Annotated in this window: 21 protein-coding genes; 18 read left to right on the top strand and 3 right to left on the bottom strand. The window is 46.4% G+C overall.

The features are described from left to right. The first annotated feature begins 361 nt into the window (after positions 1 to 361). Positions 362 to 535, top strand: coding sequence for a hypothetical protein (locus tag VSQ32_14520; protein MEH2944042.1), 174 nt, complete (start codon positions 362 to 364; stop codon positions 533 to 535). 23 nt (positions 536 to 558) lie between these two features. Beyond that, entirely contained in the window at positions 559 to 1,008 is a 450-nt protein-coding gene (locus VSQ32_14515) for a GNAT family N-acetyltransferase (GenBank protein ID MEH2944041.1), read from the top strand. On the opposite strand, the gene VSQ32_14510 is transcribed toward VSQ32_14515, so the two are convergent. Then, positions 1,005 to 1,478, bottom strand: a complete 474-nt coding sequence (locus tag VSQ32_14510; GenBank protein MEH2944040.1) for a transposase — start codon at positions 1,476 to 1,478, stop codon at positions 1,005 to 1,007. The two genes, VSQ32_14515 and VSQ32_14510, sit on opposite strands and share 4 nt — an antisense overlap. Before the next feature lie 292 nt (positions 1,479 to 1,770). Here VSQ32_14510 and VSQ32_14505 point away from each other — a divergent pair, with 292 nt between their 5' ends. From VSQ32_14505 to VSQ32_14460, 10 genes are all read left to right on the top strand, one after another. Beyond that, positions 1,771 to 2,001 (top strand): DpnI domain-containing protein, encoded by a 231-nt coding sequence (locus VSQ32_14505; GenBank protein MEH2944039.1) that lies wholly within the window; start codon positions 1,771 to 1,773, stop codon positions 1,999 to 2,001. Positions 2,002 to 2,020: 19 nt separating this feature from the next. After that, the gene (locus VSQ32_14500; GenBank protein ID MEH2944038.1) at positions 2,021 to 2,557 is read left to right on the top strand and encodes a DpnI domain-containing protein; all 537 of its coding nucleotides are present in this window, start codon (positions 2,021 to 2,023) and stop codon (positions 2,555 to 2,557) included. Positions 2,558 to 2,678: 121 nt separating this feature from the next. Then, a complete protein-coding gene (locus VSQ32_14495) occupies positions 2,679 to 3,110 on the top strand; it encodes a MarR family winged helix-turn-helix transcriptional regulator (protein MEH2944037.1) in 432 nt (143 codons plus the stop codon). Further along, positions 3,107 to 3,718: an MATE family efflux transporter gene (locus VSQ32_14490; protein ID MEH2944036.1), complete on the top strand. Its 612-nt coding sequence runs from the start codon at positions 3,107 to 3,109 to the stop codon at positions 3,716 to 3,718. The genes VSQ32_14495 and VSQ32_14490 overlap by 4 nt, the downstream gene beginning before the upstream one ends. Positions 3,719 to 3,867: 149 nt before the next feature. Then, on the top strand, positions 3,868 to 5,100 hold the full coding sequence (locus VSQ32_14485) for a [Fe-Fe] hydrogenase large subunit C-terminal domain-containing protein (GenBank protein ID MEH2944035.1): 1,233 nt from the start codon (positions 3,868 to 3,870) through the stop codon (positions 5,098 to 5,100). Between the two features lie 76 nt (positions 5,101 to 5,176). Further along, entirely contained in the window at positions 5,177 to 5,830 is a 654-nt protein-coding gene (gene fsa, locus VSQ32_14480) for a fructose-6-phosphate aldolase (GenBank protein ID MEH2944034.1), read from the top strand. A 111-nt stretch (positions 5,831 to 5,941) separates the two neighbouring features. Further along, complete coding sequence (locus tag VSQ32_14475; GenBank protein MEH2944033.1) at positions 5,942 to 6,781, top strand: transketolase; 840 nt, start codon at positions 5,942 to 5,944, stop codon at positions 6,779 to 6,781. After that, positions 6,769 to 7,707 carry a transketolase family protein gene (locus VSQ32_14470; protein ID MEH2944032.1) on the top strand — a complete coding sequence of 313 codons (939 nt, stop codon included), beginning with the start codon at positions 6,769 to 6,771 and terminating at the stop codon, positions 7,705 to 7,707. Before VSQ32_14475 ends, VSQ32_14470 begins: the two co-directional genes overlap by 13 nt. Positions 7,708 to 7,777: 70 nt before the next feature. Continuing rightward, complete coding sequence (locus VSQ32_14465; protein ID MEH2944031.1) at positions 7,778 to 8,950, top strand: phosphoribosyltransferase domain-containing protein; 1,173 nt, start codon at positions 7,778 to 7,780, stop codon at positions 8,948 to 8,950. Between the two features lies 1 nt (position 8,951). Next, positions 8,952 to 10,085, top strand: a complete 1,134-nt coding sequence (locus VSQ32_14460; GenBank protein MEH2944030.1) for a cysteine protease StiP family protein — start codon at positions 8,952 to 8,954, stop codon at positions 10,083 to 10,085. A 2-nt stretch (positions 10,086 to 10,087) separates the two neighbouring features. Here VSQ32_14460 and VSQ32_14455 read toward each other — a convergent pair whose 3' ends face one another. After that, entirely contained in the window at positions 10,088 to 11,047 is a 960-nt protein-coding gene (locus tag VSQ32_14455) for an HpcH/HpaI aldolase/citrate lyase family protein (protein ID MEH2944029.1), read from the bottom strand. 468 nt (positions 11,048 to 11,515) lie between these two features. Between VSQ32_14455 and VSQ32_14450 the strand changes: the two genes are divergently transcribed. Next, entirely contained in the window at positions 11,516 to 11,998 is a 483-nt protein-coding gene (locus tag VSQ32_14450) for a GNAT family N-acetyltransferase (GenBank protein MEH2944028.1), read from the top strand. Positions 11,999 to 12,037: 39 nt separating this feature from the next. After that, positions 12,038 to 13,510: a trypsin-like peptidase domain-containing protein gene (locus VSQ32_14445; GenBank protein ID MEH2944027.1), complete on the top strand. Its 1,473-nt coding sequence runs from the start codon at positions 12,038 to 12,040 to the stop codon at positions 13,508 to 13,510. 272 nt (positions 13,511 to 13,782) lie between these two features. Here the strand turns inward: VSQ32_14445 and VSQ32_14440 are convergent, their stop codons facing one another. Further along, positions 13,783 to 13,872: a putative holin-like toxin gene (locus tag VSQ32_14440; GenBank protein ID MEH2944026.1), complete on the bottom strand. Its 90-nt coding sequence runs from the start codon at positions 13,870 to 13,872 to the stop codon at positions 13,783 to 13,785. A 167-nt stretch (positions 13,873 to 14,039) separates the two neighbouring features. Here VSQ32_14440 and VSQ32_14435 point away from each other — a divergent pair, with 167 nt between their 5' ends. Genes VSQ32_14435 through VSQ32_14420 form a run of 4 tightly spaced genes read left to right on the top strand, consistent with a single transcriptional unit; the run spans position 14,040 to position 18,764 of the window. Further along, positions 14,040 to 14,645: a rhomboid family intramembrane serine protease gene (locus VSQ32_14435; GenBank protein MEH2944025.1), complete on the top strand. Its 606-nt coding sequence runs from the start codon at positions 14,040 to 14,042 to the stop codon at positions 14,643 to 14,645. A gap of 28 nt (positions 14,646 to 14,673) precedes the next feature. Continuing rightward, positions 14,674 to 17,010 (top strand): YceG family protein, encoded by a 2,337-nt coding sequence (locus VSQ32_14430; protein ID MEH2944024.1) that lies wholly within the window; start codon positions 14,674 to 14,676, stop codon positions 17,008 to 17,010. A gap of 2 nt (positions 17,011 to 17,012) precedes the next feature. Beyond that, entirely contained in the window at positions 17,013 to 18,158 is a 1,146-nt protein-coding gene (locus tag VSQ32_14425) for a toxic anion resistance protein (protein ID MEH2944023.1), read from the top strand. Positions 18,159 to 18,182: 24 nt separating this feature from the next. Beyond that, positions 18,183 to 18,764 carry a TerD family protein gene (locus VSQ32_14420; GenBank protein MEH2944022.1) on the top strand — a complete coding sequence of 194 codons (582 nt, stop codon included), beginning with the start codon at positions 18,183 to 18,185 and terminating at the stop codon, positions 18,762 to 18,764. Positions 18,765 to 18,766: the final 2 nt, after the last annotated feature.

Raw genomic sequence — 18,766 nt, 5'->3', positions numbered from 1 at the left:
CTGGGAATAGTTTGCGGTTCCTTTCTTTTGTCCTTAAAAAGTTGATAAGGGTAACAATAAACGTACAGAATAAAAAGAAATCCTGATATGTAATCATTGCATCGCCCTCCTTTTTTTCGTCCGGAGGGCTTGCAGGGAACATGTTTTATAAATATAAAAAAGAATGAAAAGCGGAATAAGGACTGTCTGGCAGGGCTCATAATGGGCTGCTGCAATTCTGGCATATTTTTGAAATATGTAAAAAGCGGTTTTGTAATAAAATAAAGATTATTATTTCGTGGGAAAGGTTGTTGAGATGAAAAATCAATTATTAGTTGCCGGTATTATGAAAATTTTAATATAAGATTCAATCCATAAAGTTATGGATATTATAGAAAAAGAAGATGGAAGAACTTTTGAAGAAAAAAAGAAAGAAGCAATCAGTTATCTCAAGGATAAAGAGAATATGTTGCTGTCAGAACGTTTCAATAATATTGTTGCAAAGGATGAAATGGGGAAGAAGATTTATAAGAAGCTAATATTGTTAAGTCAATGATGAAAGAAGAAGCTTATTATAATATGTTAAGAAATGAACATATAGAGTATAAAGCATTGATGTTTTGGATAATCGTGAATGGTGAATATGCCGGATACTGTGGCATAAAGAATATTATGCATGAACAATGGGAGATAGCGATAGAGATTTTGAATAAGTGGAAATATAAAGGAATTGGATATAAGGCGATTAGCGTTATGTCAGATGAAATAAAGAATTGGTTGAATATGTTAAAATTTCGTGTGAGAATTGATGTTGAAAATTATCCAGGACAAAGATTATTTGAAAAACCTGGGGCAGAACCTAATGGTATTTCAGAATTTTTGTTGCATGAGGAAGCGGATATTCGTAGATGTGAGGAAGAAAATATTCATTTGCTGGATAAGAGAATGCAGCAATTAGCAAAGCAGTTTAATGTTGAACCAAGAAAATTGTTGAGCCATGTGTTGGAATATAAATTAACGTGGGATTAAAGAAAATGTCTGTAAGTGTTCAAAAATAGATGAAAATGGTTTTTTGTAACACACTTGTAGCACACAAATAGTCTGCAAAGCCTTATTTTATGCGATTTGTAGTTCTGTAAGAGATAAGCAGTTATCTGCAAGCAGAGATATATGGAAACCCACAGACAAATGTTGTTTGTGGGTTTTTTGACTTTGCGCAGGGAGTTGTTGCCAAAATTTTTAATAAGGTGTGGATTGACAATAGAAACAAACAGACCGACTTTATGTAAGTCATCTGCCATGGGATCATGGTGTCTGCCGGTACACTCCATAACAATTTTAGTATCACTATTCAGTGTGCCAGGGTATTCCGAAAACTGGCTGAGATTCTTTGATGTATGGGGGACATCAAAGGGCTTACGAATAACGACACCTCCGTGCTGCAGGGCTGCTGCGGCGCTCTTGCCTTTTGAAACATCAATACCTGCTGCGTTGTACATTCTTACATACCTCCGGATATAAATTTGCATGGTTCCAGCTTTCCTCATTGCTTATTCAATCTCCTGGGGTATTAAACGAACGTACATGATGGTAGTTCAACCTGCATAAATCGAACGGCTGTAAATGGCGGCTGGTTGACGGGTTTTTTTACGGACGCAAAATGGTCCAGGGGGAAATCTGTCAGACCGATGTCTGATCATTATACAGCTAAACAATGGAGGGAAAAGTCTCAACTGGCTGTTGGGTACTGAAACCCTACACTTATATATTAGGAGAGGATATTAAATTTTTATGGATTTACATTTTGATAAGGCATCCGGTGAGAAATATAAAAGTAAGGCTCAGAAAATCAGAGTAATGAGTGAAAATTGGGTTGAGAAAAACATGTTCTGTCCCTGTTGTGGAAATCCACGCCTTTTAAAATTAAAAAATAATGAGCCCGTTGCTGATATGAAATGTGAAAATTGCTGTGAAATCTTTGAATTGAAAAGTAAACAGGGTAAAACAGGAAAAAAAAATTAATGATGGTGCTTATTCAACAATGATTGAAAGAATAAAAAGCATTACAAATCCTGGACTGTTTGTTATGCAGTATTCTTCTGATTATATTGTGACAGATTTTGTTCTGGTTCCAAAATTTTTTCTGGTTCCGCAAATGATAGAGAAAAGAAAACCGCTTGCACCTGAAGCACGTCGGGCAGGCTGGACAGGATGTAATATTTTATATTCTGAGATACCGCAGCAGGGAAAAATAGATATTATCAAAAATGGGACAGTTTTGCCTGTAAACGAAGTAAAAGAACATTATTTCAAAGTTAAAAAGCTGGAAAGCCGGAATATTGATTCCAGGTCATGGTTATTGGATGTACTTGATTGTGTTAATCATATAAAGTCAGAGGAATTTTGCTTGCAGGACATATATGCATATTCTGAAATTCTGCAAATAAAGCATAGAAATAATCATAATGTTGAGGCAAAAATCCGTCAGCAACTGCAGGTTTTAAGAGATAAAGGTTTTATTGAATTTTCAGGAAAAGGACACTATAAAAAATTATCTTTATTGCACTGCGAATGTTAAATTCTGAATAAAAATGAAACGTTAAAATGATTGCAGTTCATAGCAGGGAAGTTCTTGACTCGAATCTGAAATCGGACTATAATATCTTATAATCCGATTTCGGATTCGGGGAGGTGAAACCATGAAATTTAATATGGGAGAACATCTGGAGGAATTTAACCGTCTGTACCGGGAGATGGACCGAATCTATCACGAACTTGCGGTGAAGGCAGGAATGTCCGACAGCGCTTTTTTTATTCTGTATGCCATTGTGGAGATGGGAAACGGATATCTGCAGAAAGACATTGCAGAGCGCTATTCCATCAGCAGGCAGACCGTAAATTCTTCCATTCAGAATTTAAAAGCCAGAGGCTATATTGACATGGAGCCGGGAAACGGGCGGGACAGGCATATTTACCTGACTCCTGCAGGGCAGCAGCTTGCGGAGAAAAATATATATCCGGTGATGGAAATGGAAAAGGCCGCCTTTCAGGAAATGCCTGAACAGGAAAGCAGAGAGCTGTTAAGGCTCACTAGGAAATATGTCCGTATTTTTCAGGAGAAGACAAAATGAGAATACAGTTATCCGATCATTTTACTTATAAAAAATTACTGCGTTTTGTGATATCACCGATACTGATGATGATCTGCACATCTCTGTACGAGATTGTGGACGGATTTTTTGTGTCCAATTATGTGGGAAAGACACCCTTTGCAGCGGTAAATCTGATTATGCTGGTCTGCATGGCCTTTGGTACCACGGGCATTATGATTGGTACGGGAGGCAGTGCGGTGATTTCCAAAACTCTGGGCGAGGGAAAATCCGGAGAGGCAAACCAGTATTTTTCCATGCTGGTGTATTTTGCAACCGGGTTAAGTCTGCTGCTGTCCGTGACAGGATTTGTGTTTGCCAGGCCCATTGCCGCCGCACTGGGAGCAGAAGGGGAATTGCTGGAATCAGCAGTGCTCTACAGCCGGATTCTGGCGTTTGGGCTTACTGCCTTTGTGCTGCAGAATGTGTTCCAGATTGCGATGGTGGCAATTCTGCCGGTATTTTTTGGCATGGACGGAATCTGGCTGGCCATTGTGGCGGCGGAGCTGCTGGCTCTTGTGGTGACTGTGGGCTTTTTATCCTGTGAGAAAGAACTTGTCGCCTTAATGCGTAAAAGTGCTCTTTCCTGATAGAAAAGTCTTTCAGGCAGGATACACAGCCTGCAGAGAAGGTAAATATTGTTTCACAAGTGCGTTTAAATGGGATACGTTCAGCATACTGCGTATGCCCTTTCCTGTTTCTGTCAATACTAATGGAAAAACAGAAACGAGGAAAAACCATGAAAACATTTCATCAGTTATATCTGGATATTTTAGAGCAGGAAGCAGGAAAGGGGCGTGTACTGGAGGAAGAATATAATCTATATCACATGGATTGCCTTCTTCATCCGGAGAAACACGCCCCTGTGATATTTGCAGAAGAATGCCAGCAGTGCGCCTATGAGAAAGCCTGTGAGAGAAGCTGCATTTTTGACGCCTTTGAGCAGGACGAAAACGGGAAGGTCTATATTAACAAAGAAAAATGTACGGGCTGCGGCGCCTGTGTGGAGGCGTGCAGGCTGGAAAAACTGGTGGCCAATAAAGATGTGGTTCCGGTGCTGCGGGCAGTCAGAGGAAAACAGCGGGAGGTGTATGCCCTGGTGGCTCCGGCATTTCTGGGGCAGTTCGGGCCGGAGGTTACCACCGGAAAGCTGCGGGCGGCCTTTAAAGCCATGGGATTTCAGGGGCTGATAGAGGTGGCTGTATTTGCAGATATTTTAACATTGAAGGAAGCGCTGGAGTTTGACGCTAATATCCGGGAAGAACAGGATTATCAGCTTACAAGCTGCTGCTGTCCTGTGTGGATTGCCATGATACGGAAAGTATATCAGGAGCTGATGCCCCATGTGCCGGGAGCCGTATCTCCCATGATTGCGGCAGGACGGGTAGTGAAAAAGCTCCACCCGGATGCGGTTACCGTATTTATCGGTCCCTGCATGGCCAAGAAGCAGGAAGCCAGAGAAGGAGATATTGCCGACGCAGTGGACTATGTGCTGACCTTTCAGGAAGTGCAGGACATGTTTGAGGCGGCGGATATTCATCCGGAACAGCTTGGAGAAGACGATAAAGAGCATTCTTCCAGAGCAGGGCGGATTTATGCCAGAACAGGAGGGGTCAGTGAGGCTGTGAAGACCACGGTGGAACAGCTCAGGCCGGAGCGCAGCATTGAAGTCCGGGCAGAACAGGCAGACGGTGTGCCGGCCTGCCGGGAAATGATAGAGCGGCTGAAACGGGGAGAGACGAAAGCCAATTTTTTTGAGGGGATGGGATGCCGGGGCGGCTGCGTGGGAGGGCCGAAAATCATCATAGACAAAGAAGAAGGCAGAAAAAATGTGGAGCGTTACGGAGAGGCGGCGGAATACCGGACGCCGCTGGAAAATCCTTTCGTACCGGAACTTTTAAGAAGGCTGGGATTTCATACCATTGAAGAATTTCTGGAAAAAAGCGATATTCTTGTAAGGAAATTCAGTTAGACCTTGTAGGAAATGAAAATTTCCTGTAGAATGAGGGAGGAAGTGTTTTGTCCGGAAAACAAAAGGAGGAAAGGTAATGAAATTATTTATTGACACAGCCAATGTGGATGACATTCGCAAAGCAAATGATATGGGGGTAATCTGCGGAGTGACCACCAACCCCTCTCTGATTGCAAAAGAGGGCAGAGATTTTAATGAAGTAATCAGAGAGATTGCAGCTATCGTGGACGGACCCATCAGCGGGGAAGTAAAGGCAACCACAACAGATGCAGAGGGCATGATAAAAGAGGGACGGGAGATTGCGGCGATTCATCCCAATATGATTGTGAAGATTCCCATGACTGTGGAAGGGCTGAAAGCCGTTAAGGTACTTTCAGGAGAAGGGATTAAAACCAATGTGACGCTGATTTTCACAGCAAATCAGGCATTGCTGGCGGCCAGAGCAGGGGCCACCTATGTATCGCCTTTCCTGGGGCGGCTGGACGACATCAGCCAGCCCGGCATTCAGTTAATTGAAGATATTGTTACCATTTTCGATAATTACGGACTGGAAACGGAAATCATTGCGGCCAGCATCCGCAATACCATCCATGTCCATGACTGTGCGCTGGCCGGAGCAGATATTGCAACCATTCCCTGGAGCGTGATTGAGCAGATGACGAAACATCCTCTGACAGACCAGGGAATTGAGAAATTCCAGAAAGATTACAGAGCAGTTTTCGGGGAGTAAAAGGGGTGAATGAGGGGAAACAGACAGAAAAATGTCTCCGGTGCAGGAATTTTCCGGTTTCCGGAGCAGAGACAGACAGCGCATTCTTTTTACACAACAAGGAGAAATTATATGGAAAATTTAGAACTTCAGAAAGCAGCCAATGAAGTCCGCAAAGGAATTCTGACTTCCGTACATGCGGCGAAAGCCGGCCATCCCGGCGGCTCCCTTTCCGCTGCAGAGGTGTTTACGTATCTGTATTTTGAAGAAATGAATATTGACCCTCAGAACCCGAAAAAGCCGGACCGGGACCGGTTTGTACTCTCCAAGGGCCATACGGCTCCGGGACTGTATGCGGCTCTCGCCAACAGAGGCTATTTTCCGGTGGAAGATCTGAAAACACTGCGTCATATCGGTTCCCATTTACAGGGGCATCCCTGCCTGCAGCATACGCCGGGTATTGATATGTCCAGCGGCTCTCTGGGGCAGGGGATTTCCGCAGCAGTGGGCATGGCGGTGTCCGCTCAGATAAGCAATGACAGTTACCGGGTGTACACCCTTTTGGGCGACGGGGAACTGCAGGAAGGCCAGGTGTGGGAAGCGGCCATGTTTGCAGGGCACCAGAAGCTGGACAATCTGGTGGTGATTGTGGACAACAATGGCCTGCAGATTGACGGTAAAATCGAAGACGTATGTTCCCCTTATCCCATTGATGAGAAATTCAGAGCTTTCCAGTTCCATGTGATTAACGTGGCGGACGGAAATGACTTTGATTCCCTGCGGGCAGCTTTTCAGGAAGCGCGGGCAACGAAAGGGCAGCCCACAGCCATTGTGTTGAAGACACTGAAAGGCAAAGGCGTTTCCTATATGGAAAATCAGGCCGGATGGCATGGTAAGGCTCCCAACGACGAAGAATACGAAATTGCCATGAAAGAACTGGAGAAAGCAGGTGAAGCATTATGCCGGAAGTAAAGAAAATTGCAACCAGAGAAAGTTACGGGAAAGCGCTGGTGGAACTGGGCAGAGAGCATGAGAATCTGGTAGTGCTGGATGCGGATCTTGCCGCCGCCACCAAAACAGGACTGTTTCAGAAAGAATTTCCGGAGCGCCATCTGGACTGCGGAATTGCAGAATGTAATATGACAGGCATTGCGGCAGGCATTGCCACAACGGGAAAAGTGCCTTTTGTAAGCTCTTTTGCCATGTTTGCAGCAGGGAGAGCCTTTGAGCAGGTGCGCAATTCCATCGGCTATCCCCATCTGAATGTGAAAATAGGAGCCACCCACGCGGGAATTTCCGTGGGGGAAGACGGTGCAACCCATCAGTGCAACGAGGATATTGCCTTAATGCGTACCATTCCCGGTATGACCATTATCAATCCGGCCGATGATGTGGAAGCCAGAGCAGCTGTAAAGGCAGCCTATGAGATGGAGGGCCCGGTATATCTGAGGTTCGGGCGTCTGGCAGTGCCTGTGATTAACGACCGGGAAGATTATAAATTTGAAATTGGAAAAGGGGTAGTGCTGCGGGAAGGAACAGATGTGACCATTGCGGCAACAGGCCTGTGCGTGGCAGCCTCTCTGGAAGCGGCGGAGAAACTTGCTTCTGAAGGCATTCAGGCGGAAGTCATCAATATTCATACCATCAAGCCTCTGGACGAGGAACTGATTGTCCGTTCTGCGAAAAAAACCGGAAAAGTGATTACCGTAGAGGAACATTCCGTGATTGGCGGCCTGGGAAGCGCAGTCTGCGACTGTCTGTGTGAAAAGGCCCCCACACCTGTATGCAAAATCGGTATCAACGACGTATTCGGAGAGTCCGGACCTGCAGCAAAACTGCTGGAAAAATACGGACTGGACGGTCAGGGAATCTACGAAAAAGTAAAAAAATTTGTGTGACAGATTCAATTGAAATCAGGGCGTCCGGGGAGCTGGCAGATTGTGGTGAGCAGCCGGACGGGAGGAAGTTATGTATACAGCAGAAATTGCTTCTCTGGCAAAACGGGAAAATAATACAAAACGGAATTATCTGGTGATAAATAAATATCAGGGAAAGCATATTCCCGTATCTCCGGGAAAAGCGCTGGACATGTTTTCCGCACTGGCGGAGCTGGTGCGCCGGCGTTACCCGAACGAACGCCTGCTGGTGGTGGGATTTGCGGAGACAGCCACAGCCATCGGGGAAACGCTGGCGGCAGAACTGGATACGTATGGGATACATACCACCAGAGAAAAGGTTCCCCATGGGGAATATCTGTATTTTTCCGAGTCCCACAGCCATGCCACAGAGCAGAAGCTGGTAAAAAATGAACTGGATAAAATTCTGGAGCACACAGACCGGGTGATATTCGCAGAGGACGAGGTGACCACCGGAAATACCATAAGGAAAATTATCAGGCTGCTGCGGGAAACTTATGGGGAACACCTCAGGTTTTCCGCGGCGTCCCTGTTAAACGGTATGGATGAAAATTCCCGAAGTGTTTATCAGGCAGAGGGAATAGATTTGGTTTATCTTGTGAAAGCAGATTACAGCGGCTACCCGGAGCGGGCAGAGTCCTGCAGAGGCGACGGTACTTATTATGACTGCCGCTCCAAAACGGAAGCCGCCGGTTCTGATTCTGTTGATTCTGTCTGTATGACTTCAGGCTCCCAGGGACTTTCTGAGGAGAGCCATGCCGGGAACCTCTGTCATATTACGGAGATTTCCGGTTATATGAATACCAGAAAACTCCATCACGGAAAAACTTACCGGGCAGCCTGTGAAGAGATGTGTGAGCAGATTTTCCGGGAAATTCCCACCGGGGCCGAGGAACATATTCTTGTACTGGGCACCGAGGAATTTATGTATCCAGGTCTTTACCTTGGCCGGAAACTCCAGGAACAGGGGCGTCAGGTAAGATTTCATGCTACTACCCGCAGCCCCATTGCAGTCAGCAGCGCTCCGGAATATCCCCTCCATGAGCGGTATCAGCTTGCCAGTTTCTACGATTCGGAGCGGGTGACATATATTTATGATTTATCTCCCTGCCACCGGGTACTGGTACTCACGGACGCGGCGGTAACGGAAGAAGGGCTGCGCTCTCTGCGGCAGGCGTTGCACCTTGCAGGCAACGACAATATACAGGTAATCAGGTGGTGCTGAAATGAGAAGTTCCTACAGAGAAGACGACGTGATATTTCTGCTGAAAGATATTACCGGAATGGTGAAGCCCCAGCCGGCCCAGGAGCGGGAACGGGAAATCCAGGCGGGGCGCCATTACTGTGAAATGCTGCCCCTGGAATACGTTCCCACTCCGGCTTATATGGAGGCGTACCGGGAAGGCCTTGCGCACTATGCCGGGGCCACCGCCCAGGCAGTGGGAGTTCTGGCGGATAAAATCATGGAGAAAAAAGGCAGCCAGGCGGTGCTGGTTTCCCTGGCGCGGGCAGGCACGCCGGTTGGAATCCTGCTGAAACGTTATATCTTAAGAAAATATCAGGCTGAGGTAAAACATTATTCCATTTCCATTATCCGGGGCAGAGGTATTGACCATAATGCCATGAAGTTTCTGCTGGAAATATATGAGGCAAAGCGTCTCCTGTTTGTGGACGGATGGATTGGAAAAGGGGCCATACTGGGAGAGCTTAAGAAGGAGCTGGCAGCATATCCCGGTGTCTCCGATGAGATTGCGGTGCTGGCAGACCCGGCCGGCGTCACAGACCTGTGCGGCACCCACGAAGATATTCTGATTCCCAGTTCCTGTCTGAACGGTACCGTTTCCGGACTGGTAAGCCGAACTTTTCTGCGGGATGATATTATTGGAGCGCATGATTTTCACGGAGCGGTTTATTATGAAGAAATGGAGCGGGAAGACCTGTCCTATGACTTTATCGAAGCCATAGAGAGGGAATTTGACTGTTATCCTTCGGCCGCAAAAGGGAAGACAGAGAATTTTCCTGAGGACTGGAAGTATTCTGCACCTGTAAGCCGGAAACTGTGCCCCAATGGCAGCACAGAAGGAAAAAGGGCGGAAAATGCCGGACTTCAGGAAGTCAGGGCCATCGGCCGAAAATTTGGCATTTCAGATATAAACCTGATAAAACCGGGAATCGGGGAAACCACCAGAGTACTTCTCCGGCGGATTCCCTGGAAAATATTAATCAGCAGCTGCTGCAGAGAAGACCGTTCCCTGGCCCATATTCTGAAACTTGCCCAGGAAAAGCAGGTTCCGGTGGAATATTATCCCCTGGAACATTATAAAGCCTGCGGAATCATAAAGAAGCTGGCAGATACCTGATGTTATTTCAGGCCGTAGGCTTCTGCCAGCAGAAGGGTCCGCAGAGCCCAGTTGCTGTGGGTTTTGTATTCATTCATACGTTCTTTCACAATGCTGCCGGAAACCAGAGAAGGGGAGTCCGTATCCCAGTCCAGAATGGCTTTCGCGTCATTGTAGTCTTTGAGCCGTACTTTGTAAGCCTCATTTACCAGCGGAATCTGCCGGGGATGAATGACGGTTTTACCGATAAATCCGCACAGCCTGTCGTCATTCAGTTCCTGGATGAGTCCCGTTTCCCAGTTTTTCCCATTGTAATATTCCCAGACAGGGCCGGAAATCACATAGTCCATACCAAACACCGTAACAATATCAGAGAAAATACTGCCAATGGGGCGGATTTTGTGAATGGATTCCGTGCTGTGCCTGCGGAATCCGAACCGATGGCATAAATCATTTCCTCCCACCCGGATATTCAGCACATACTGAGAAACAGAATCCAGTTTGTCCTTTAATTCATACAGAATCCGGTATCTGTTTTGCAAATCAATGAGGTCAGGGCTTTCCAGAATGGGCATCATGTAAAAAGTCTGATTTGTATTTTCATTGATATCGCAGACAGCCCGGATATATGCGTCTGCATTTTCCGGAGAAAATTTCGGTATATTAAATCCTGTGATAAGCGTTCTTAAGTCTCCCAGCCGCTGCAGCAGGCTTTTGATTTGTCCATAATTCCGAACACGGATAAAAAGTTTTGGCATAAAAAACGACTGGCGGGACTGGGCCTGTGCCAGAACTTTTACGGAAGCAATCAGAGTTTCCTCGGCTTCGGCCACCCGGTCGTCCCGTATGGTGTCTTCCAGGCAGAGAGCCAGGGAAAACTGTCTGCCGAATTTCTCATGGGTCAGTGAATGAACAATGGTTTCGTTGTTGGCGGGACAATAGAGCAGCGGGCCAACCTGATAAGGGTTTATGGATTGATTCATATGAAGTTCCTCCTTCAGGAAGATTATAACATACAAAACAATTTTATTCACATACCGATTGAGAAACGGAGGATAATCATGGTATAATATCGACAGATATTATACCGCCCGAATGGGCAAAGGTGCCATACCATATCACGAAGTGATTATGGTATAATATCGACAGATATTATACCGCCCGAATGGGCAAAGGTGCCATACCATATCACGAAGTGATTATGGTATAATATCGACAGATATTATACCGCCCGAATGGGCAAAGGTGCCATACCATATCACGAAGTGATTATGGTATAATATCGACAGATATTATACCGCCCGAATGGGCAAAGGTGCCATACCATATCACGAAGTGATTATGGTATAATATCGACAGATATTATACCGCCCGAATGGGCAAAGGTGCCATACCATATCACGAAGTGATTATGGTATAATTTAGCTATATCAGGGAGGAGGATAACCGATGTGGAGATAAATTCTTTATCAAAAAAGTATTATGTACGCAAACTGGATAAAAATGATGTGGATATGATATATGACATGAGCTGCAAAAACCATATATTTTATCAGTATCACCCGCCTTTTGTTACCAGAGAGAGTATACTGGAAGACATGGCTGCCTTACCGCCGGGAAAGAGCGAGGATGATAAATGTTATGTTGGATATTTTGATAAGGAATCCCTGACGGGAATTATGGATTTGATTCTCGGTTATCCGGAAAAGGAAACTGCTTTTATCGGCCTGTTTATGGTGAATACCCAATATCAGAATAAAGGTGTCGGCTCGGAAATAATCGGTGAAGTTACTGTATACCTGAAATCCCTGGGCTATAAAGAAATCCGGCTGGGCGTTGACAGGGGAAATCCGCAAAGTTATGCTTTCTGGACGAAAAATCATTTTGTTACGATTAACGAAGCGGAATATATTCTTATGGGGTTAAAAATGTAACTGCAAATTTCTGATGGAATTTACAAAAGGTGAACGAAAATGCATACGGAGAATTTCAAAACCAGAAGAAACATGATAAGATTGTCCTCCGTGGAGGAATTTCAGAATGCGAAAGGAAGCTGCAGCCAGAACTGCAGAGATGTTTGTTTTTTACGGATTGTGGGGCTGAATCAGCAGGTACTTCAGGAAATAGCCGCCATGGACAGAATTCTGACAGAACATATGCAGGCGGGAAACGGGTATTATTACAGACGGAGCAGTCTGCCTGGGCTGGCAGCCCCGGAAGATGCGGATTATTATGGAGGCTGTTATGAAGAGTGGAAAAGGAACGAGTGGCAGAAAATTTCCATAAAATCCACGGAACATCATCCGGAGCTGTCTTCTGTTCTGAGTCATGCATGTGAAGAAGCACTGAATTTGCTGCGAAAACACAAATCCGGCCTGAGCATTTCCATGGAGAAAAATTTTGTGGTAAAACTTCTGTACTGGCTGGACCATACCGTGCCGGCAGCTTTGGAGAACTGGAGACCGGGAGATACCAGGAAGGCTGTATTTGAAAATATCTGCAGGCAGCAGGAATATCTGTTTTGCTATCTGCTGACGTTGCTGGGCTTTGATGTGCTGCTCATCCAGAGTTCTCAGGATATTGACGGGGAACTGGAGAAAGAAGGCCTGTCTGTTTCGTGCAGGACAGAGCCCAGGGCAGACCTGTCCCTTCCCGAATATGTACCGGAAACATACAGAATGGTTCGTGTCACGGTAAATACCAGAGTGCCCGAACGAGACAGAAGAACCAGGGAAATGCTGAACTTTGGACAGGAACAGACAGTGACAGGAACCCGGAGAGAACAGACGATGGCAGGAGCCCGGAGAGAACAGGCAGTTTCCCGGCAGCCCGCAGGCGTTTTGCAAAAAGCTCATACAGAACATACACAGCCTGCAGAACTGTCCTATGAAGAACTGGCCATGCTGGCTTCTTCGGTGGTGCAGATTATGATACACAATGACAGAGGCGATGTGATGGGCGGCGGCTCCGGCATTATGATTGGCCGGGACGGGTACATTCTCACCAATAACCATGTGGCCTGCCGGGGAAAGTATTATTCTGTACGCATTGAGGATGACGAACAGGTATACCGGACAGACGAACTGGTGAAATATCATTCCGTACTGGATCTGGCAGTCCTGCGGATTCAGCGGAGGCTGGAGCCCATTCCCCTGTACAATGGAGAGAAAAAACTGGCCAGAGGCCAGAAGGTGGTGGCCATTGGAAGCCCCCTGGGACTGTTTAATTCCGTGTCAGACGGGATTATTTCCGGATTCCGGGTAATCGACGGGGTGGATATGATTCAGTTTACAGCGCCCATTTCTCACGGGAGTTCCGGGGGAGCGGTGCTTAACATGTACGGTGAGGTAATCGGAATCAGTACGGCAGGATTTGATGACGGTCAGAATATCAATCTGGCGGTGGGATATGAATACATACGGAATTTTGTGCAGGGGTTTCTGTAATATTGAGTTCAGCCATAACCTACATTCTGAGCTCATTCATGCGAGCATGATTCGCTCATAATACAGGCTATGGCTGAACTGTTCTGTAATATTTGCAAAATTCATTGAAAAAACGGTAGAAAAAATATATAATAAAAAGCAGACCTGAAATGATACAGATAATATGCTATATTGGGAAGAGAAGGAAAGCCAGAACAGCGGCCTGCCCTGAACAGCTAGAACAGCATGAAACCTTTTATAAGGTTAGCCGTCACTATTCCCAGTAGTGGCGGCTATTTTTTCCCTTGTGGGACTGTGTGGCACAGTCCCACAAGGGCAACAATGAAAATACCGAACTGAATGAGCTCCGTGTATGTAATCATAAGTTCACCCTCCTTTCTTCTTATCCCGATAACAGGATGGAATCTGGAAGGGGTATCCCTCCATTTTGGAAGAGGGTAAGCCGCCGGACGCTTTCTGACTTTCCGTGCATGTATCATAGCATAAAAGTACTTATACTTCAATTGTAATCTGAAAAGGAGACAAATCCATGTCAGAACATAAAAAACTGAGATTGTCTTTTAATTCCCCGGTGATTCTGAGCTTTACCATCATCTGTTTTCTGGCCATGCTCCTGAATGATGTGACCGGGGGAATTACCAACCGCATGTTATTCAGCGTGTACCGCTCCTCTCTGCTGAGTCCCCTGACGTACCTGCGTTTCTTCGGACATGTGCTGGGCCATGCAGGATGGGAGCATTTCTTTGGGAATATCACGCTGATTCTGGTGGTAGGGCCGCTGCTGGAAGAAAAATACGGTTCGGCCAATCTGCTGTTTGTGATGCTGGCCACTGCCCTGACTACCGGACTGGTACATTTCATCTTCTTTCCCCGCGTGGGGCTTCTGGGAGCCAGCGGCGTGGTGTTTGCCCTGATTCTGCTGTCCTCCATCACCTGTGTGGAAGACGGAGCCATTCCCATTACCTTTCTGCTGGTGGCGGTTATCTATATCGGTCAGCAGGTATATCAGGGAATTTTTATACAGGATAATGTGTCAAATCTGACCCATATTCTGGGCGGTATTGTGGGAGCGTCCCTGGGATATGTGATGAATAAAAATAAAATGACAAATTACAGTAAAAGGCAGAGCAGATAAGAGAAGCGGAAAGCGATTGTGAAAATATATGTTTGAACAAAAAGAACTTCAGGATTTACAGGATTATTTTCTGAATCTGGACAGCCGGGGAGCACAGGCAGTATTTTTCTGCCGTATCAGCGGATACAGCAGTGAGATACAGGCGTTTATTCAGAAATACTACGAGGCGGCAAGAATTGCAGGTGTGGTAATTGAGGGGAGAATTCCGAATCCGGCTGAGCGGAATCTGGATTACTATGAGGAAATCATGGGAATGGAATTTCAGATGAGCACGGGGTTTATTTCCGCAAGCCTGAAGAAGTGGCTTCCCAGGATGAGAGATTATCAGAGGAATCAGATGGCTCTGTCCATTTATGATACCCTGGAGGACATGCGCAGGGAAGGCAAGAATGAAAATATGCTGAAAAATGCATATATCAAATTCATGTGCTGGCTTTACTATAAGTTTGAACGCATTGTCAACAGTCTGGGAGAAAACAGCCTTCCCAAAATACTCTATGAGGGAGAAGTCAGCAATTACGAGTTAAAACTGCTGAATATACTGTCCCATGCAGGCTGCGATATTGTGCTCCTGCAGTACCGGGGCGATGAGAACTATCTGAAACTGGATCCGGCTTCCAGATTCTCCCGTGCCTGGCAGGCACAGAACCTGGGGCCCTTTCCGGAGGATTTTTCCCTTCGTTATCTTCGCCGGCAGATGGAACAGGAAAGGAACATGCAGAGGCTTTACGGGCCGCCTCCGCAGGTTCTGCCCTGTACCAATGCCTGGATGGAAGGAGAGATACCGGAGAATATCCGAAAGGATACCGGGAGCCGGGGGAAGGATTCCGGGCTGTTTTACAACTGTTTCTGCCGGATTACCGGAGTTGAGGACAAACTGACGTATCTGAATGAGTGGTATCAGTTCGGACAGGAAGCAAAGAACAGAGGCAGAAACCTTCTGATTCTGGAACATGGGATTCCCGCCCCCACCCCGGAGGAAATCAGCGGGATACGCAGAAACACTTACAGAGATGAGGAGCAGATGCTGCTGGATTTGTCTTTGCATAATATAAAATACGGCAAAGAGCCGGAACTTCAGAAGCTGATGCACCGGGCATTTCTTAATGTGATGCTGGGAAACTCCCGTCAGATGAACGGGGCCGGGAATCAGACCGGACAGGAGGAGAAGAACCGGAACAGTCAGACCGGGCAGGCGGGCCGGAATCTGAATAAACTGACCGGGCAGGCGGTTTATCTTCTGTGCTGGCTTCAGAGATACCAGTCTCAGTTATTTTCCCGCTGGCACATGCCGGAGGTTGGCTGTGTGATTTATCTGGGCGGCTGCAAAACGGAACAGGAAGCCATGTTTCTGAGGTTTCTGGCAGAACTTCCCCTGGATGTATTAATTTTACAACCTGATTTAAGCACAACATGCTACCTGGAGGATTCCTGGCTCTGTGAGGTGCACTATACGGAATCCCTCAAAGTGGAACGGTTTCCTCAGGACAGTTCTCAGGTTCAGATGGGAACTGCCGCCTATCATGCGGAGCGGGAACTGGATACCGTCATGTATCAGGATTCAGGACTTTACCGGAATCAGCAGTATGGCAAGGCAAATGCGGTGACGCTGCAGACCATGTATGAGGAAATTGAGCTGCTGTGGGACCAGGAACTGAAATACAGGCCTAATTTCGGCGTCACAGAAGGGGTGGTCAGTCTCCCGGTCATTTATGCAAAAGTATCCGGAGTGAAAAACGGAACTTCCGCATACTGGAGCAGCATCCGCAGGCTGGCCACAGACAACGCCTTTGTGGTGAAGAAAGCGCCTTATATCAGCCCCACAGATCTGAATCCCATGAAACCTTATGTGACGGAGTTCTTTAAGAACGGGAAACTCCGGAGAGAGAAAATCAAAAATCATCCCCATTATCCTTACGGGTTTCTGCGGGAAGAGATTCAGGAACACATGCTGGACAAGCTGCAGCTTCTGATTGAGCAGAGAATTATAAAAGGAACCTTTGAGAACGGAATGGAGTACACTATTATTTCCACCATTCTCAATCTGAACAAAGAGATACTCCGGCTGATACAGAAATTTGATTTTACCCGGAAAAATCCGAAATTTATATATATCAATACAACGGAGGAAATGATTTCCCTGGAGGATTCCATTCTGGTATCCTTTCTGAACCTGACGGGATTCGATGTGATATTTTTTATTCCCACAGGCTATCAGTGTATCGAGAAGTATTTTAACAGGAAACTCATGGAAGAACACCAGACAGGCGAGTATATGTATGATTTGCAGATACCGGATTTTGGAAGGCTTCCATCTAACCCGCGTCAGTCCTGGCGCGACAGAATATTTAAGAGAGGTAGTTGAATATGGGACTTGATTTTAGTAAACCTGCAGTGCAGCAGCCTGTAACCGTACCGGGCACCAGAAATGAAATTGAAGTGGTGGAGCAGTACGACATTGCGGCGGACCGTCAGCAGATGAATGATACCCTGACCAATTCTGTGGAGGTGGACGCCCTGGTCAGCACCATTGAGGTGCATAATCTGGAGACCATTGTTTCCTTCGGTGCGGAAGCGGCAGAGGAAATTTCCAAGGCTTCCGATGTGGTGTTAAACAGCATGAACATGTCGCAGCTTGATGATTCCAGCGAAATGCTGAATACCCTGGCAAAAGTGATGGACAAATTCGATATTGAAGAGCTGAAGGAGAATCCGGGGCTGTTCGGCAAAATGTTTGGAAATCTGAGAAAGCAGCTGGATAAAATTCTGGCCAAGTATCATACTATGGGAGATGAAGTAGATAAAATCTATGTGCAGTTAAAACAGTATGAATCGGAAATTAAACAGTCCAATCGGAAACTGGAGCAGATGTTTGAGGCCAATGTAAATTATTATCATGATCTGGTAAAATATATTCTGGCGGGCGAGCAGGGCTGCCGGGAGCTGGAGGAATACATTGCCAGCCGGCAGGCAGATTTTGAGGCCACCGGAGACAATTCCATTCAGTTTGAGCTCCAGAGTCTGCAGCAGGCGCTGATGATGTTAGAGCAGAGAACCCAGGACCTGCGGACTGCGGAAAGCGTGGCCATGCAGTCCATTCCCATGATAAGAACCATGGAATTCAGCAATATGAACCTGGTAAGAAAAATTAATTCAGCATTTATTATTACCCTTCCGGTGTTTAAACAGGCGCTGGCACAGGCAATTATGCTGAAGAGACAGAGAATTCAGGCAGACGCCATGTCCGCGCTGGATGAAAAGACCAATGAAATGCTGGTGAAAAACGCCAGAAATACGGTGGAGCAGTCTAAAATGACAGCACAGCTTGCTTCCGGAAGCTCCATCAAAATTGAAACACTGGAAACAACCTGGAAGACCATTGTGAACGGTATTGACGAGACCAGACAGATTCAGGAAAATGCCAGAAAGCAGCGGCAGCAGGATCAGATAAGGCTTGAAGGTATCAAAACGGAGTTCCACAGGATGTATCATATGCCGGACAAGAAAAACTGAACAGAGTAAAGGAGGATTTGTACCATGCCAATTAATTTGACAAAAGGACAGAAAGTTGATTTAACCAAAGGAAATCCCGGATTAAAGAGCATTATGGTAGGACTGGGATGGGATGTGAACGCGTTCGATTCCGGTGCGGATTTTGATCTGGACGCAGCGGCGTTTCTGTTAGGGCCCAACGGAAAATGTCCCAGCGAGAAAGAATTTATTTTCTACAGTAATCTGGAACACTCCAGCGGTTCCGTAAAACATATGGGTGATAACCTGACCGGAGAGGGTGATGGAGACGACGAGGAAATTTTAATTGATTTGTCTCAGGTGCCCATGGGAATCGACAAAATTGCGTTTACCGTAACCATTTATGATTCCGAGACGAGACGCCAGAACTTCGGACAGGTATCCAATTCCTTTATCCGGATTGTGGACGACGCCACGGGTCAGGAACTGATTCGCTATGATTTGGGGGAGGATTTCTCCATTGAGACAGCAGTGGTGGTAGGAGAACTGTACCGCCATGGCGGCGAGTGGAAATTCAATGCCATCGGAAGCGGATTCCAGGGCGGGCTTGCCGCACTGTGCGGCCATTATGGTATTGAAGTTGCATAAAA

It is taken from the genome of Lachnospiraceae bacterium JLR.KK002 (assembly GCA_036941025.1).
Classification (GTDB): domain Bacteria; phylum Bacillota; class Clostridia; order Lachnospirales; family Lachnospiraceae; genus Petralouisia.
This window is presented reverse-complemented; position numbering and strand designations above follow the sequence as displayed.